Here is a 16240-nt window from a genome sequence, read left to right as displayed (position 1 = left end):
GCCCGGCTTGGCAGTGATCGTGCATGAGAACTGGCCCGTTGAGCTATGGCGCCCCGGCGTCGAAACGCGGATGGTGATCTCCGCGGTGAACGGCGACTCGCAATTGTGCCTGTTCGAGCAATGGGTGGCGCCCGGCGCGGGCGCTCCGACGCATCATCATCCCGTTGAGGAGATCCTGACGGTGCTCGCCGGCAAGGCCGAGATGTGGATCGAAGAGGAACGCATCATCGTCTTGCCCGGCCAGTCTCTTATCGTGCCGCCGCTCCGCCGCCATGGCTTCACCAATATCGGTAGCGAGACGCTCCAGCTTCAAGCCACCCTTGCGGCAGCAAGCTTCGAGGCCCGGTTTGACGGTTCGGTCGAAAGCGTCAGACGCTGGTGCGGCGAGGTCGACTAGGCCGCCGGTTCCCTGAACCTCAAATCCCTCCTGCACGCGATCCCGGTGCATCCGTTTGCCCGGCTTCGTCTTCCGGGTATAGTTTAAAAGCCCCTCAGCACAATTGCCGACCGCCGCTTTTTCCAGATCTCGTCAAACTCGGCGAATGTCTCGGGATATCTAATATATATTTCAAATTAAATTGCCTATATTCGGAAAGTTTATTCGATATTGCTTTGTGCCATCCTTGTAATACATTCACTAATCGGGATGTATATTCGAGTCTTTGAGAATATTCTTAAGTCGATCGAAGAGGATAGCGATATGGCGAAGATCGTAGGCTCGTCTGCGGGCGACGTTTTGAAGGGCACCGAGGAAAGCGACCGCATCTGGGGCCTCGTCGGCTTCGACACGATCGATGGCGGCGGCGGCGACGATTTTGTCGACGGCGGGGCGCATGACGACATGTTGACGAGCTCGAGCGGCTACGACCGGATCGACGGCGGCGACGGCAGTGACCAGATCGTTCTCACCGGGACCGGCGGGGCCATTACCGGAGGCAGGGGTTTCGACGGTCTCGTCGTCGACTTCTCGCAAAGCGCCGACCGGATGGTCTTCAACGGTGCCGGCGGCCATGGCTATGTTGGCGATCCGAGCGCTGTCAGCCAGCATGTCTTCTTCCACGATATCGAGTGGCTGCGCCTTCTTGCCGGCAGCGGCGACGACCGGATCACGGGGACCGCCGGGAGCGACCGGATCTCGACCGGAGCCGGCATCGACGTCGTCAATGCGGGCGCGGGAAACGACATCATCACCAATACAGGCGGACACGATCGTCTCGATGGCGGCGATGGAAACGATCGCTTTGTTCTCGTCGGGACGGGCAGCACCGTTTTTGGTGGTGCCGGAGACGATACCCTGGTCGTCGATCTTTCGGGATCGACTGCTCCGGTCGTGTTCAACCTGGCGAATGGTCACGGCATTATCGGAGACGGGACGCAGACGGAGCGGCACCTCTTCGTCCAGCATCAGGATGTCGAGCGGGTTGTGCTGATGACCGGACGCGGGAGCGACCGTGTTACGGGAAGCGCGCTTGGCGATGTTATTGAGACGGCCGGCGGCAACGATGTCGTCGATGCTGGCGCGGGCGACGACAGGATCACGGACGGGCTCGGTGCCAACCGTCTATTTGGCGGCGACGGCAGTGACCAGATCATCTCCACATTCTACTCCGCCGAGATCGACGGCGGTGCGGGCCAGGACTGGCTCTATATCAGCGAGATGCAGCGCACGAGCGATCTCACCATCGATTTCGCCGCTGGCAAGGTTTCGACCGGTACCGTGCTGCGCGGATTTGAAGAAGTGAGCCTCGCGCTCGGCAGCGGCAACGACCGGGTCAGCGCGGGTGATCTTACCTATCTCATAGTCGATGCCGGCGCCGGGGACGATCACATAGAAGGCGGTGCCGGGCGTGACCGGTTCGATGGCGAGGAGGGCGACGACTATATCGATGCGGGCGCCGGAGACGACATGATCGAGACGGGCACTGGCGACGACGTGGCTTTTGGCGGGGATGGCCGGGATACGCTCGCCAATGACGGTGGCAGCGACGTGCTCGACGGCGGCGCTGGCGATGATTGGCTGCAGGACACCTTTCCCGGCAGCGGTTCGCTTGGCGTCGCGTCGATCCTGCGCGGCGGTGCGGGCAACGACACGATCAATGCCCGTTACCTCGGGGAGGCCGATGGCGGTGAAGGGCGGGATCTGTTGAACCTCAACTATGGCGGCTTGCCTGAAGCGACGGATTTCGATGCGGCACGCGGCGTAACGCATACCGGACTGACTTTCGCCAATGTCGAATATTTCAACGTCACGTCCGGGCGCTACGACGACGTGCTGCGCGGCGCCGAAGACAACGACACCTTCTATTCGTCGAGCGGCAACGACATCCTCGACGGGCGCGGCGGAAACGACACGCTGAGCGGCGCCTCGGAAAACGACCAGCTCTTCGGCGGTGACGGTGCGGATATCCTCGACGGCGGTTCGCAAAATGACCTCTTGAGCGGCGGCAATGGCGCCGATCGGCTGACGGGCGGCAGCGGCGCCGACACGTTTCTCTGGTCGTCGGAAACCTCCGGCGAAGCCGGTCTCGATCGCATCCTTGATTTCAACGGCAGGCTGGGCGATCGGATCGCCTTTTCCGAGGACGCCCAGGACGCCATGGGCATTCACAGCTATGCCGATTTTCTCGCTGCTGCGCACGATACGGCCGACGGCGTGTTCGTCGCCTTCAACGGTTCAGATGCCGAGGGCATTCTGATCGAGGACGTTTCGCTTTCGGTTCTGACGGAAAGCGATGTCGTCTTCGGCCTCGGCTGAGGTTTCGCCGGGCGTCAGGTGTCCGGCAACACGCCTTCGCCTGAGGCCCTGTCCGCCTCCGTGGTCAGGCGCCCATCGATCAAATGAAGGCGCCGGTCCATGCGCGAGGCCATGTCGAGGTCGTGGGTGACTGCGACCACCGTCTTTCCCCGCTCGCGCACCAGCGTTTCCAGGATCTTGAAGACCTGTTCGGAGCTCTGGCTGTCGAGGCTGCCGGTCGGCTCGTCCGCAAGGATCAGCGGCGGATCGTTGGCCAGTGCGCGGGCCACGGCCACGCGCTGGCGCTGGCCGCCCGAAAGCTGGTCTGGCCGTTTGTCGAAATGATCGGCAAGGCCGAGTGCTGCAAGCAGATCGCTCGCCCTTTGGCGCATCTCGTTCCGGCCAAGGCGACCGAGCTTGCGCATGGGGATCTCGACATTCTCGCGGGCAGTGAATTCCGGCAGCAGGAAATGGAACTGGAAGACGAAGCCGATATTGGCAAGCCGCGTGGCGGCCCTTTCGTCCTCGTCCATCCGGGCCGTGTTGCGGCCGCGGATCACGAGCGTGCCGCCGGTCGGCCGGTCGAGCAGGCCGAGCAGATAGAGGAGCGACGACTTGCCCGAGCCTGACGGGCCGGTGACTGCGACGAACTCCTGCTCGCCGATAACAAGAGAGATGTCTTTCACCAGGGTAACCGGCACCGTCTCCCTGAGGATGCGCGTCAGATCCCTTGTTTCGATCAGCGTGCTCATGTCGCGCCCCTGATGATGTCGACGGGATTGGCGCGGGCCGCCCGCCTTGCCGGCAAATAGCCGGCGACGGCCGCCGATCCGAGCGCGAAGGCGGCGGCGATCAGATAGTGCAGCATGCTCCAGGCGATCGGTAGCCGGGTCATTTCCTGGCCGGTCGCGGATATCTCGAAGCGCACGAGCGAGAGCGCATAGACCATGGCGAAGCCGAGCGACCAACCGAGCAGCGTGCCGGCTGTCGCGATCGCCACACCTTCGAGCACGAACAGGATGCGCATGTCGGCCTCGGTGAAGCCGAGCGACTTCATGATGGCGATGTCGCGCGCCTTCTCGTGCGTGATCGTCGAGATGATGTTGAAGATACCGAAGCCTGCGACCAGCATGATCGCCGCAACGACCGTGTACATGATGACGTTGCGCACGACGAGCGCCTCGAGGATCGACTCGTTCGCATCCTGCCAGGCAACCGCCTTGTAGCCGAGTTCCGCCTCGATGCGCCGCGCCACCGTGGGCGCCGCGTTCGGATCGTCGAGCTTGATGTTGATCTCGTTGATCGCGTTTGGCCGGGCCGAGAGGATCTGCGCGTTCTTCTGCAACACATAGGCTTCGCCCTCGTCGCGCGCCGTCGTGCCGGTGTGGAAGAGACCGACGATCTTGAAGCGGCGGCTGAGCCCTTCCGAAGAGACGGCGGTGAGCGTATCGCCGAGCTTGGCGCCGAGCCGGGAGGCCATCGTATCGCCGACCACCACATTATTGCCGCCGGCGGCAAGTGCGGCGAAGCTGCCGGCCTTGAAGTCTCCGATAATCGGCGAGACGCCGGGTTCCGCCTGCGGATCGATGCCGATGACGGCAGCACCGACCTCCTGGCCGGAATAGCGGATGACGCCTTGCGCCTTGAGGGTGGCGGCAAAGCGGCCCGGGATCCAGCCATCGAGCCAGGAGAGTGCCGCGGTGGGGTTGATGATGCCGCGCCGATCGTCGCGTGGCCTGAGGCCGGAAATGGCCGCTGCATCGAACAGGTCTTCTGCCGGTTGCCGCCGCGCCGTCCGCTGCTCGTCGGTCACCTGGACATGCGGCATCGTGTCGACGAGCTGGCGGACGAAATCGTCCTGGCCGCCCTGCATCAGAGCTGCCATGGCGATGGAGAACCCGACGCCGACCGCAACGCCCAGCATCGCGACGATCGTCTGCCGGCCGCGGCCGGAGATGTGGGTCAGTGCGAGGTCGAGGATGAGGCGCATGGCGAGCTCATGTTCCCGGGACGGGCGTGACCTTGACGCGCGTGCCATCGGCAAGGCCGGTCGGGAAGGGGGAGACGACGCGCGCGCCATCTTCCAGACCGGAGAGAATCTCGACGCCGTCGGGGCCGCGTATGCCCGTTTTCAATTCCCGTATCCTGGCATGATTGCCGTCGATCACCGCAGCCTTTGTCCCCTCCAGCGCCACGGTCGGGAGGATCAAGGTACCATGCGATACCCGCACGATGATGTTGACGTCGGTCGACATGCCGATCCGAAGCGGCGTGTCGTCGGGCAGGCGGAAGCGGACGCGATAGGTCTTCGTCACCGGGTCGCCCTTGGGGGTGATGCTGTCGACCGTCGCCTCGAGTTTCTGGTTGGGGAAGGCATCCGATCGCAACAACGCGCGCTGACTGACTTCGACGCGCGGAATATCCTCTTCGTTGACGTCGGCCGTGACGATCAGCGGTTTCGGTTCCCCGACCCAGAAGAGTACCGTGCCGAGATCCGCGACTTCGCCGATCTCGCCGTCCTGCCTGAGCACCTGGCCGGTGCTCGGCGCGCGCAGCACATAGGTCGCAAGCCGCGCCTGACGGCCGGCGACGAGGGCCTCGAGCTGGCCGAGTTCGCTGCGTGCCCGGTCGACCTCCTGTTCGCTGATCGTGCTGCGTTCTGAGAGCGCCAATTTGCGCCGATACTCCTCCTGCGCCAGCGTCAGCCGTGCCTGGAGTTCGCCGAGTGCTGCCCGTGCCTCGGTGTCGTCGAGGCGGGCGAGCACATCGCCTTTGGCGACACGTTCACCTTCGCAATTGCATTGTTCGACGATCCGTTCGGCGACCGTAGGTGTGACTTTCGCCCAGGTGCGCGGCTCCACGACGCCATCCGCATAGATGATCTCCGCCGCGTCGCCGCGCTTTGGCGCAATGATGGACACGGGAACCGGGCGAAACAGATACCAGGAAACCGCCGCGCCGATGGCGACGATAACCGCCCCTCCGATTGCAAAACGAGCCAGCTGCACGAGACGCTCCTTGAATGCTTCCAGTCTGTTCTGTATAAATAGACCGACGGTCGGTTTGTTTCAAGGATGCGTGTTACCCTTGCCATCAGGAGCGTCGTGGACCGCGCTGTGAACCCGTGCTAAGCCGCTGTTCTGGAGTGCTTATGGTCAGAACGAAAAAATCGCCGGAAGTCCGATCGAACGAGCTGATCGATTGTGCCGAGCGGCTGTTCTTCCAACACGGCTACGAGAATACGACGGTCAACGACGTCATCCGTGAGGCCAATGTCTCCAAGGGCGCCTTCTACCACTATTTCGTTTCGAAGGAGGCGTTGCTGGAGGCGGTTGCCACTCGCCTGGCGCAGCGGAACCTGAAGGAGTTGCAGCCGCTTTTCGACGACCCGTCGCTTGATGCGGTCGGGCAGCTGAACGCACTTTTCGCCGGCTCGAGGCGGCTGAAACTCGACATGGCGCCGCAGCTGAAGAACACCTTCAACGCGCTTTTCAAGCCCGAAAACGTTGCTCTCTATCACCGCATCGACGAGGCCCTGCTGGCGGTGAGCATACCCCTGGTCGCCGAGATGCTGCGGCGCGGGCATGAGGAGGGGACGCTCGATGCGCCCGATCCGGAAGCAGCAGCCTTGATGCTGCTGCAACTGCGCGTGAGCGTCGCCAAGGTGATGTACAAGGCGCTGCAACGTTACGAGGCTGGCGATCTCGATGGCGCCGCGGCGATGCTCGATGGCTGGATGCGAACCTACGGCACCGCGATCGAGCGCTTCCTGAAGCTTCCGGATGGCTCGATCGAGGTGACCGAGCCGGGCTTCGCCCGCGCCTTCCTGGAGGCGTGAGCTGTCGCTGCGCTGCGACGTGTGCGTCTCTCAGCTCTTCTGCGCGGCACGCAAGGCGGAGGCCGGATAGCGCAGTGTCGGGTCGAAGGGGTTGAGCTTGCTGCTGATTGCCTGCGCCTCGGCCTTCAGGAGATCGGTGATGGTGCCGCTTCGCGTTTCCGTCAGGCGCGATGCCAGCGTGCCGATACTTAAAGAGGCGACTGCAATGCCGTTGCGGTCGAGCACCGGCACGCCGAGGCCGGCCATGCCCTCGATCATTTCAAAGTTCATCTGCGCGGCACCGATCCGCCTGACCTCTTCGATCTTGATGCGCAGATCCACCTCGTCGATCGCAGCCCGGTCCATGATGCGCGGCATGTTGAACTTGATGATCGCTTCCCGCTCCTCCTCCGGCAGGTGGGCGAGAATGGCGATACTGCCCTGGCCGATGCCGAGCGGCACCTTGCCGCCGATGTCGCCGGTAAAGGAGCGGATCGGGAAGGGCCCCTCGACCCGGTCGAGGCAGATCGCGTCGAAATTGCTGCGCACCAGCAGGAAGACGGTGTCGTTGAAGGTGGCCGAGAGCCTGAGAAGCGATGGGCGGGCGATGTCGAGAATGCCTTCGCGCCTGCGCGCCTGCGACGCGATCGAGAAGAACTCCAACGACAGACGATAGGATTTTCCTTCCGGCATCTGCTCGACGAGCCCTTCGGCGATCAGGCTCTTCAGCAGCCGGTGCGCCGACGGCTGGGTGAGATTCAGCCTGCGCGCGAGATCAATCACCCGCACACCCTCCGTCGCGTTCTCCGCGAGATCTTTCAGGATGTGGATCGCCTTGGAAAGGCTGGAGCTTCCTGCATTCTCTGATTCCGACATACGCGCAAATCTTTCAATATTCACATGACGGGATTCCGTATATCGGATTTCTCTAACAAAAAATTCCAAAATAGAAAATTGCATTTGTGTTTTTCGTCAATTTCCTGGAGTTAATTCACAAGCCTTTCTTGAGGGTGGATGCGCCACAACGTGGATAGCCGGGAGGCTATCCCGATCGCGAAATCGCGCCTTTGTCGTCGCGGTTGCGTCCGGCGGAAATCGCATCGCCTGGGATGAGGTTTTATGGTTGACGACGTGTCGTCGCCGCCGGGATCGCCGACAAGAAAAACGGGGCAGGCGATCCCTGGGGGCAGCGACCCACGGGAGAGTGAGCATGAGTTTCCTGAACCTCGAGAAGGTCTCCAAGTTCTATGGATCGGTTGCGGCCGTTCACGATTTCGATCTGGCGGTCGAAAAGGGCGAGTTCATCTCGCTGCTCGGCCCGTCCGGCTGCGGCAAGACGACGACCCTGCAGATGATCACCGGGCTCGTGCGTCCCTCTGCCGGCGCGATCACCATGGGCGGGCGCGACATCACCCACCTGCCGCCGCCGCAGCGTGAACTCGGCGTCGTTTTCCAGAGCTACGCGCTTTTCCCGCACATGACCGTCGCCCAGAACGTCTCCTTCGGCTTGGAGATGCGCAAGGTCGCAAAGGCGGAGCGCGACAGGCGCATCAAGGAAATCCTGGCACTCGTCCATCTCTCGGCCCTTGCCGATCGCTACCCGCGCGAGATGTCCGGCGGTCAGCGCCAGCGCGTCGCGATCGCCCGTGCGCTCGTCATCAATCCGCCGGTGCTCTTGCTCGACGAGCCGCTGTCGAACCTCGACGCGCAGCTTCGCGAAGAGATGCAGTTCGAGCTGCGCCGCATCCAGCAGACCGTCGGCATCACCACGATCATGGTGACCCATGACCAGGCGGAAGCGTTGTCGATCAGCGACCGCGTCGTGGTCATGGAAAAGGGGCGCATCACCCAGGTCGACACGCCCTACGAGCTCTACGAGCATCCGCGCAACGACTTCATCTCGTCCTTCGTCGGCAAGTCCAATTTCCTGCGCGCGACCGCGGCTTTCAATGGCAAAGGCGCGTCGATCAGCATCGACAACACGCCGATCCGCTTCAACACCGATCGTCGCGAGCCGGATGGCAAGGTCTCGGTCTTCATCCGTCCGGAAAAGCTGCGGCTGACGGAACCGACTGAAGGCCAGATCCAGGGCAAGGTGACGACGCGCTATTTCATGGGCAGCCAATGGCTGGTCAGCGCCGAGACCCCCGCAGGCGTTCTTGCCGTTGCGGTTCCCAATCTCGGCGCGCCGCCGCCGATGGAAGGCGAAACCGTCGGGCTCGCCTGGCAGAACGCCGATTGTCGTGTGCTGGCCGGAGCGGCGAACTGATGAGCGCCGCCACGTCCGCCATCAAGCCGCGCCTGCTCGCGCCGCTGGCACTCTCAGGGCCGACGACCCTGTTCTTCGTCGGCCTCGTCCTCTTGCCGCTGCTCTTGACGGTCATTCTTTCCTTCAACAGCTACGACTATACGGCCGGCATCCAGAGCGACTTCACCTTCGCCAATTACCTGACGGTGCTGCAAGACGAATACTATCTTTCGACCTTCTGGCGCACGCTGCGTCTGGCGCTGCTAACGACGGTCATCACCGTGCTGATCGGCGTGCCGGAGGCCTATATTCTCTCGAACATGCGCAAGCCCTGGCGGTCGATCTTCCTCCTGGTGATTATTGGTCCGCTGCTCGTTTCCGTGGTGGTGCGCACCTTCGGCTGGAGCATGCTGCTCGGCAAGAACGGCTTCGTGAACAGCGCACTTGCCATTGTTGGCGTCGACCCGGTCCAGCTTCTCTACACCGAGACGGCGATCGTCATCGGCCTCGTGCACATCATGCTGCCGTTCATGGTGATCCCGGTCTGGACGGTTCTGCAGAAACTCGATCCGACGGTCGAGGCGGCAGCGCTCACCCTCGGCGCCTCGCGCTTCACGGCCCTTCGCCGCATCGTCTTCCCGCAGGCGGCCCTCGGCATCCTCTCCGGAAGTCTGATCGTCTTTGCGCTGTCGGCCAGCTCTTTCGCCATCCCGGGCCTGCTCGGGGGCCGACGGCTGAAAATGGCGGCGACGCTCGTCTACGACGAGTTCCTGATCGAGCTCAACTGGCCGCTCGGCGCGACCATCGCGATCATCGTCCTCGTCGCCAATCTCGTGATCATGCTCGCCTATAACCGCCTCATCGAGCGGCAGGCGAAGCGCAAGCTGGGTTGAAGCCATGCAGAGAAACGGACCCATAGCTCTCGCCTTCCATAGCCTCGTCGTCGTCTTCATGCTGGCGCCGATGGTGGTCGTTTGCCTGGTCGCCTTTACGCCGGAGAACACGCTGACGATGCCCTGGAACGGGCTTTCGCTGCGCTGGTTCGAGGCGGTCTTCCATCACGCCGATTTCATGTCGTCCTTCGACAACAGCGTCCGGCTCGCGCTGCTTTCGGCGACCATCTCCACCGTGTTTGCGGTTCCGGCGGCTTTGGCAATCACCCGCTACGAGTTCCGCGGCCGCGAAGCGTTGAATGCGCTGTTCCTGTCGCCGCTGATCATCCCGCACCTGGTTCTCGGCGTTGCCTTCCTGCGTCTCTTCTCGCTGATGGGCATGGGCGGCTCCTTCGCCTGGCTGGTCGCCACCCATGCGATCGTCGTCACGCCCTATACGCTGCGCCTGATCCTCGCGTCGCTGACCAGCATGGATCGCAATGCCGAGAATGCGGCGCGCACGCTGGGTGCCGCCGAATGGACGGTGTTTCGCCGGATCACCATGCCTCTCATGCTGCCGGGCATCAGCGGCGGCTGGCTGCTCGCCTTCATCAACAGCTTCGACGAGTTGACGATGTCGATCTTCGTGACCTCGCCGTCCACCGTGACGCTGCCAGTGCGCATGTACATGTATGCCAGCGAATCCATCGACCCGATGATGGCGGCGGTTTCGACGCTGATGATCGCGCTTGCCACCGTTACCATGATCATTCTCGATCGGCTGTTCGGTCTCGACCGGTTGCTGGTGGGCAAGGGCTGAGATCCGATGTCGATGCATGCACAATTCCGGCGGCGCTACCGCCTGGACGAGACACCTGTGCCCTTCACGCTGAATGGCGTGCTCGAAACCGGTCGCCGCGGCGACACGGTGCTGACGGCGATCCTCTCCGTCAGCGGCCGTCTGCGGCAGAGCGAATTCACCGGCGAGGACCGGGCCGGCTTCTGTCTGATCGGCGCCTGCCAGGATTGCTACGTGATGTTGGTGAATGGCAGCCGCGTCAGGGCCTGCAGCACGGCGCTTGAGCAGGGCATGGCCTTCATCACCGATCTCGACGGCCATGGCGGGGGCCGCTCATGAGTGAGCCGTTGCAGCCGGTTATCGTCGGTGCAGGCCCCGCTGGCATTCGTGCTGCCGAGCGCCTCGTCCGCGCCGGCCTCAGGCCGATCGTGCTCGACGAAGGCCAGCAAGCCGGCGGGCAGATCTATCGCCGCCCGCTGATCGAGGACGGACGATCCTACCGGAGACGCTATGGTTCGGAAGCCGGCAAAGCACAAAGGCTGCATCAAGCCTTCGAGGCGCTGCTGCCTGCCATCGATTACCGGCCGGAAACGCTGGTCTGGAATATCTCCGCCCCCAAGCGCGGCAATCAGCTCGATATTCTTTCATCAGGCGTTCATAGGCAGGTCGGCTTTTCGCAGCTGATCCTCTGCACCGGTGCGACCGATCGCGTGCTGCCGTTCCCAGGGTGGACGACGCCCGGCGTCTATACGCTCGGTGCCTCGCAGACAGCGCTGAAAGCGCAAGGGTGCACGATCGGCGACCGCGTCGTCTTCATGGGGTCCGGGCCGCTGCTCTATCTCGTTGCCTGGCAATACATGAAGGCCGGTGCGCGCGTCGGAGCTGTGCTCGATACCGCGCCCGCCACATCGAAGCGACACCTGCTGTCGCTCGCCGTTCAAGCGCCGCGCATCGTTGCGCTCGGTCTCTTCTACGGGCTGCAGCTCCAGCTTGCCGGCGTGAAGATCCGTTATGGCGCCAGGCCCGAGGCGGTTCTCGGCAAGGGCCAAGTCGAAGGTCTGCGTTTCCGTCGACGGACGCTCAAGGGCGATGTCGTCGAGACGATTGCCTGCGACGCGTTCGCCTACGGCTTCGCGCTCCGGCCGGAAACCCAGCTTGCCGATCTTGCCGGTTGTCGCTTTCGCTTCAACGAGCGCGACCGCGCCTGGTTGCCGGAGCGCGACGCCATGGGGCGCACGAGCCGGCCGGATGTCTATGTCGCCGGTGATGGCAGTGGAATTGCCGGTGCGGATGCAGCGGAAATCTCTGGCGAGCTCGCGGCTGCCGCCCTGCTTCAGGACATGGGTCAAAGGTCGGCGGATACGACCCGCCTGGTGGCGGCGCGTGACGCGATCCTGCGCCAGCGCGACATCCTCGAACGCGCCTTTCCCTTCCCGGACGATTGGTTCGAGACCGTACCGGATGAGACGATGCTCTGCCGTTGCGAGGAGATCACCATCGCCGAAGGGCGCCGCGCTATTGCGAATGGGTCCGTCACCGAGATCAACCGCCTGAAGGCGTTGAGCCGCGTTGGCATGGGCCGTTGCCAGGGGCGGATGTGCTCTGCTGCTGCGGCCGAGCTCCTGAGTGCTGCATGCGGCACCTCCGCCGGCGCGGTCGGCCGTCTACGTGCCCAGGCGCCGGTCAAGCCGATCCCGCTCGGTTTTGGCGCTGGTGTCGAAACGGAGACCCGCTCATGAGCCGGCGCATCTCCGTCGACGTCGCGATCATCGGCGGCGGGCTGGTCGGCAGCTCCGCAGCGCTTGCCATGCGCAAGGCCGGGCTCTCCGTCGCGCTGCTCGACAAAGGTTATTGCGGCGCCCAGGCAAGCGGGGTGAACTATGGCGGCGTGCGCCGGCAGGGTCGCCCTCCGGAGCAATTGCCGCTTTCGCAGCGGTCGCACCGCATCTGGCCGCAACTGAAGGCAATGATCGGCATCGATGCCGAATATGTCCGCTCCGGCCATCTGAAGCTTGCCCGCACCGAGAAGGATTTCGCCAAGCTCGAGGCCTATGCCGAGACAACAAGGGATTACGGTCTCGGGCTTGAGCTCGTCGCCGGAGCAGCGCTGACTGAGCGGTTTCCCTGGCTTTCGGCGAAGGCGGTCGGCGCGTCGCTCTGCCCCGATGACGGCCATGCCAATCCGCGGCTGGTGGCACCCGCCTTTGCAAGGGCGGCCGAACGTGCCGGTGTCACCGTGCTTGAGCAGACACCGGTGCGCGAGGTCACAACGACGGGCAACGGCTTTGTCATCCTTGCCGGTGACGGCATCGAGATCCGCTGCCGGCAACTGGTCAACAGCGCGGGCGCCTGGTCCGATCGCTTTGCCGCCCATTTCGGCGAGCCAGTACCACTCACACGCATCTACCCCTCGATGGTCGTCACCGAGCCGCTGCCGTTGTGTCTGCCTGTCAGCATGGGCGAGCAGGGCGGCAGCTTCTATGGCCGGCAGGTGGCCCGTGGCAACTACGTCATGGGCGGCGGTCGTGGTCTGCCGCTTGGCGATCCGGACTATTCGCGCCCGTCGGTGACTGCTGCTTCCTCGGTCATGCAGCGCGCGATCGCGCTCTTTCCGCATCTGGCGCACGCCCAGGTCATCCGTTTCTGGTCCGGAACCGAGGCCGAGATGCCCGACGGCAACCCGGTGATCGGCCCGAGCGAAACGACATCAGGCCTCTTCCACGCCTTCGGCTTCTGCGGCGCGGGCTTCCAGACAGCACCCGCCGTCGGCGAGGTGCTCGCAGAGCTCGTCACCGAGGGCCGCAGCACCACGCCCATCGACGCCTTTTCCATTGGCCGCTTCCGCAAGGTGGCGGTCGAAACTGCAGCCTTGTTGTAAACAGAAAGGGGAATACCATGATCGACCAACGGCTTACCAAAACCACGGCCCTCGCATTGCTGGCCTTTGTCCTGCAGCAGAACGCTGCGTCGGCGGAAACCAAGACGCTCTATATAGGCATGAACGGCGGCAACTTCGAGCGTGCCTATACCGAACACGTGCTGCCGCCCTTCGAGAAGGCGAACGACGTCAAGGTCGTCGTCGTGCCCGGCACCTCCGCCGATATCCTCGCCAAGGCGACGGCCGCCAAGGACAATCCGCAGATGCATGTCATGCTGCTCGACGACGGCGTGATGGTGCGCGCGATCGGCGGCGGCCTCTGCCAGAAAATCGCCGCCGATCCGGTGCTCGACCAGATCCAGCCGTCCGCGCGCCTCAAGGACGACATGGCGATCGGCGTCGACATGGGCATGACCGGGCTTGCATACAATAAGAAGCTCTTCGACGAGAAGGGTTGGCCGGCGCCGACCTCGTGGATGGACATGGCCGATCCGAAGTTCGAAAACGCCGTCGTGTTCCAGTCCGCTTCGGCATCGAGCTTCGGCCTGCACGCCTTCCTGATGTTCAACCGCATCCAGGGCGGCAGCGAGACCAATGTCGAGCCCGGTTTCGAGAAGTTCTCCGATACGATCGGCAAGAACGTCATCGAGTTCATCCCGAGCTCGGCCAAGATCTCGGAGATGGTGCAGACCGGCGAGGCGGCGATCTTCCCGCTGACGCCGACGGCCGTCAACAACCTGAAGGATAAGGGTATTCCGGTTGAATACGCGCAGCCCAAGGAAGGCTCGGTCGTGCTCGCCGTCACCGAGTGCGTGATCGCCAACAACAGCGAGCCGGAACTCAGCCAGAAGCTCGCCCACTACCTGCTTTCGGCCGAGGCGCAGAGCCTGGCGCTCGACAACGGCAACATCATCCCGTCGAACATCAATGCCAAGGCTGGTACGGATGCGGCGAACGCGAAGCTTGCGACCTTCAAGAGCAACATGGAGACCGCCAAGGTTCTCGATTGGGATGCAATTAACCAGAACCGGCCGGAATGGAACAAGCGCTGGAATCGCATGATCGAAAGGTAAGCATTAGCTAACCTTTGTTCGCGCATGCACACGCCCTCGTGGAAGCCACGGGGGCGTTGCTAGGTTCAGGCAAGGCGCGCGTCAGAGCGCGCCGTCGATGGGACGGCTGTTGCGTTCGCCCTTGCTCGCCGAAGACGGAAAGAGCTGTGAGCCAAAGGTCCCCTGGCTACTGATGTCTGGAAAGCTGACATCGGCGATCTCGAAATCGGGCATCAGCGCAAGCATCGGCAGGATGCGCTCGAAGACCGCACCTCCGAGCGGTGTTGCGTTCCAGCCCGAGGTGCGGAAACCATAGGTTTCCGGCAGGCCCCTCGGCTCATCGAGCAAGGTGAGCAGGAGATAACGCGGGTTATCCACCGGGACGATGCCCATGAAGGACGTGATGTTGAGTTCCTTCGAATAGCGTCCGCCCACGACCTTCTCGGCCGTGCCGGTCTTGCCGCCGATGAAATAGCCTTTAACCCCCGCCCGTTTCGCCGAGCCGGTCTTGGCGTTGAGCCGCAGCAGGTAACGCAGCGCCTCGCCGGTCTCCGGCTTGATCAGGTCGCGGGCCAGCAGACGATCTTCGAGCGGCGCGCCCTTGATGAGCGTCGGCCTTATGAGACGGCCGCCATTGACGAGCGCCGCAACCGCGATGCTCGCCTGCAGCGGCGTGACGGCGATACCGTGACCGTAGGAGGCGGTTGCCGTATCGATCTCGCCCCAATGCCGCGGCAATTGCGGATAGGCGCTTTCCGGCAGTTCGATCGTCAGCCGCGACATCTGCCCGAACCGCGTCAGGAACGTCCGCAGATTTTCCGGACCAACGGCAATCGCCATCTTCGCCATCGAAATATTGGAGGAGTAGATGAAGGCTTCGGGCAGCGTCAGCGGCCGATACTGGCCGCGATAGTCGTTGATGCGGAAACGGCCGAAGGCGAGCGGCCTGCTCGCGTCGATGACGGAGCGAAGGGTGAACTGGCCCGAGTCGAGCGCCATCGCCGTCGTCAGCGCCTTGAAGGTCGAGCCCATCTCGAAGGTGGCGGCGGCGATGCGGTTGATGCGATCGGGCTTTAGCGCATCGACAGGCAGATTCGGGTCGAAATCGGGATAGGAAACGAGCGCCAGGATCTCGCCATTGGTGACATCAAGCACCAGCCCGGCGCCCGCCTTGGCGCTGAACTTGGTGATCGCCTTGCGAAGCTCGGTCTCGAGCGCATGCTGGATGCGGATATCGAGCGTTACGCTGACCGGCTCGAGATTGCGGTGGGAGAGATCCATGCCGTTTTGGCGCAGGACCTCCAGCCCCTGTCCCTCGATCCATCTCTCGATACCGGCAATGCCGATATTGTCGATGTCGACGGTGCCGAGCACATGGGCGGCGAGCGATCCGTTGGGATAAAAGCGCTGCTTCTCGCGCTGGAAGCCGATAGCGGGAATGCCGGCGTTCCAGATGGCCTGTTCCTCCGCCGGCGTTACCTGACGCTTGATCCAGGCAAAGGCTGCGCCGCTCTTCAGCCGTCGGTAGAGATCGCGCCCGTCGATGTCAGGGAAGATCGCGGTCAGCTTCTCGACGGCCTCGTCGACATCGACGATCAGCCGTGGTTCGGCATAAAGCCCGGAACTCGGCACGTCGATCGCCAGAAGATTGCCGTTTCGGTCGAGGATCGATGGACGGCCGAGGCTCGGCGGAGGCGGTATGTAGCCGGTCCGCTCATAGTCCGCGACGCCAAGCTGGACGAGGCGCGCGAGCATGAGGCCGAAGACGAGCGCGAAAGCACCGATGACAAACAGGAGCCGGCCGCGATGATCCGGGCGGGACTGAACCTGACGTACCATA

Annotated in this window: 15 protein-coding genes; 10 read left to right on the top strand and 5 right to left on the bottom strand. The window is 63.3% G+C overall.

Features of this window, described 5'->3' with window-relative positions:
- Positions 1-13: 13 nt before the first annotated feature.
- Entirely contained in the window at positions 14-397 is a 384-nt protein-coding gene (locus ACTJKE_RS05420; protein ID WP_440691405.1) for a cupin domain-containing protein, read from the top strand.
- Positions 398-700: 303 nt separating this feature from the next.
- On the top strand, positions 701-2755 hold the full coding sequence (locus ACTJKE_RS05415; protein WP_440691358.1) for a calcium-binding protein: 2055 nt from the start codon (positions 701-703) through the stop codon (positions 2753-2755).
- Positions 2756-2769: 14 nt separating this feature from the next.
- On the opposite strand, the gene ACTJKE_RS05410 is transcribed toward ACTJKE_RS05415, so the two are convergent.
- From ACTJKE_RS05410 to ACTJKE_RS05400, 3 genes are read right to left on the bottom strand one after another with little or no spacing between them, the layout of a single operon-like run.
- Positions 2770-3486: an ABC transporter ATP-binding protein gene (locus ACTJKE_RS05410; RefSeq protein WP_058322775.1), complete on the bottom strand. Its 717-nt coding sequence runs from the start codon at positions 3484-3486 to the stop codon at positions 2770-2772.
- Positions 3483-4724 carry an ABC transporter permease gene (locus tag ACTJKE_RS05405; RefSeq protein ID WP_058322776.1) on the bottom strand — a complete coding sequence of 414 codons (1242 nt, stop codon included), beginning with the start codon at positions 4722-4724 and terminating at the stop codon, positions 3483-3485. The genes ACTJKE_RS05410 and ACTJKE_RS05405 overlap by 4 nt, the downstream gene beginning before the upstream one ends.
- 7 nt (positions 4725-4731) lie before the next feature.
- Positions 4732-5742 carry an efflux RND transporter periplasmic adaptor subunit gene (locus ACTJKE_RS05400; RefSeq protein WP_440691356.1) on the bottom strand — a complete coding sequence of 337 codons (1011 nt, stop codon included), beginning with the start codon at positions 5740-5742 and terminating at the stop codon, positions 4732-4734.
- A 143-nt stretch (positions 5743-5885) separates the two neighbouring features.
- Here ACTJKE_RS05400 and ACTJKE_RS05395 point away from each other — a divergent pair, with 143 nt between their 5' ends.
- On the top strand, positions 5886-6572 hold the full coding sequence (locus ACTJKE_RS05395) for a TetR/AcrR family transcriptional regulator (RefSeq protein WP_058322778.1): 687 nt from the start codon (positions 5886-5888) through the stop codon (positions 6570-6572).
- A gap of 30 nt (positions 6573-6602) precedes the next feature.
- Here ACTJKE_RS05395 and ACTJKE_RS05390 read toward each other — a convergent pair whose 3' ends face one another.
- Entirely contained in the window at positions 6603-7427 is an 825-nt protein-coding gene (locus ACTJKE_RS05390) for an IclR family transcriptional regulator (protein WP_058322779.1), read from the bottom strand.
- Positions 7428-7761: 334 nt separating this feature from the next.
- On the opposite strand from ACTJKE_RS05390, the gene ACTJKE_RS05385 reads away from it, so the two are divergent.
- Genes ACTJKE_RS05385 through ACTJKE_RS05355 form a run of 7 tightly spaced genes read left to right on the top strand, consistent with a single transcriptional unit; the run spans position 7762 to position 14421 of the window.
- Positions 7762-8820 (top strand): ABC transporter ATP-binding protein, encoded by a 1059-nt coding sequence (locus tag ACTJKE_RS05385; protein WP_440691354.1) that lies wholly within the window; start codon positions 7762-7764, stop codon positions 8818-8820.
- Positions 8820-9692 (top strand): ABC transporter permease, encoded by an 873-nt coding sequence (locus tag ACTJKE_RS05380; protein WP_058322781.1) that lies wholly within the window; start codon positions 8820-8822, stop codon positions 9690-9692. Before ACTJKE_RS05385 ends, ACTJKE_RS05380 begins: the two co-directional genes overlap by 1 nt.
- A 4-nt stretch (positions 9693-9696) precedes the next feature.
- Positions 9697-10491, top strand: coding sequence for an ABC transporter permease (locus ACTJKE_RS05375; RefSeq protein WP_440691352.1), 795 nt, complete (start codon positions 9697-9699; stop codon positions 10489-10491).
- A gap of 6 nt (positions 10492-10497) precedes the next feature.
- A complete protein-coding gene (locus tag ACTJKE_RS05370) occupies positions 10498-10809 on the top strand; it encodes a (2Fe-2S)-binding protein (RefSeq protein ID WP_440691350.1) in 312 nt (103 codons plus the stop codon).
- Positions 10806-12209, top strand: coding sequence for an FAD-dependent oxidoreductase (locus tag ACTJKE_RS05365; protein WP_440691348.1), 1404 nt, complete (start codon positions 10806-10808; stop codon positions 12207-12209). Before ACTJKE_RS05370 ends, ACTJKE_RS05365 begins: the two co-directional genes overlap by 4 nt.
- Positions 12206-13348 (top strand): NAD(P)/FAD-dependent oxidoreductase, encoded by a 1143-nt coding sequence (locus tag ACTJKE_RS05360; RefSeq protein ID WP_440691346.1) that lies wholly within the window; start codon positions 12206-12208, stop codon positions 13346-13348. Before ACTJKE_RS05365 ends, ACTJKE_RS05360 begins: the two co-directional genes overlap by 4 nt.
- Positions 13349-13365: 17 nt before the next feature.
- Positions 13366-14421: an ABC transporter substrate-binding protein gene (locus ACTJKE_RS05355; RefSeq protein WP_440691344.1), complete on the top strand. Its 1056-nt coding sequence runs from the start codon at positions 13366-13368 to the stop codon at positions 14419-14421.
- An 81-nt stretch (positions 14422-14502) separates the two neighbouring features.
- Here ACTJKE_RS05355 and ACTJKE_RS05350 read toward each other — a convergent pair whose 3' ends face one another.
- Positions 14503-16239, bottom strand: coding sequence for a peptidoglycan D,D-transpeptidase FtsI family protein (locus ACTJKE_RS05350; RefSeq protein ID WP_440691342.1), 1737 nt, complete (start codon positions 16237-16239; stop codon positions 14503-14505).
- Position 16240: the final 1 nt, after the last annotated feature.

Origin of the sequence: Ensifer sp. 22521 (assembly GCF_052044795.1) — a bacterium.
In the GTDB taxonomy this organism is placed as follows: domain Bacteria; phylum Pseudomonadota; class Alphaproteobacteria; order Rhizobiales; family Rhizobiaceae; genus Ensifer.
The sequence above is the reverse complement of the archived record's forward strand: the minus strand, read 5'-3'. Positions and strand labels throughout refer to the sequence as shown.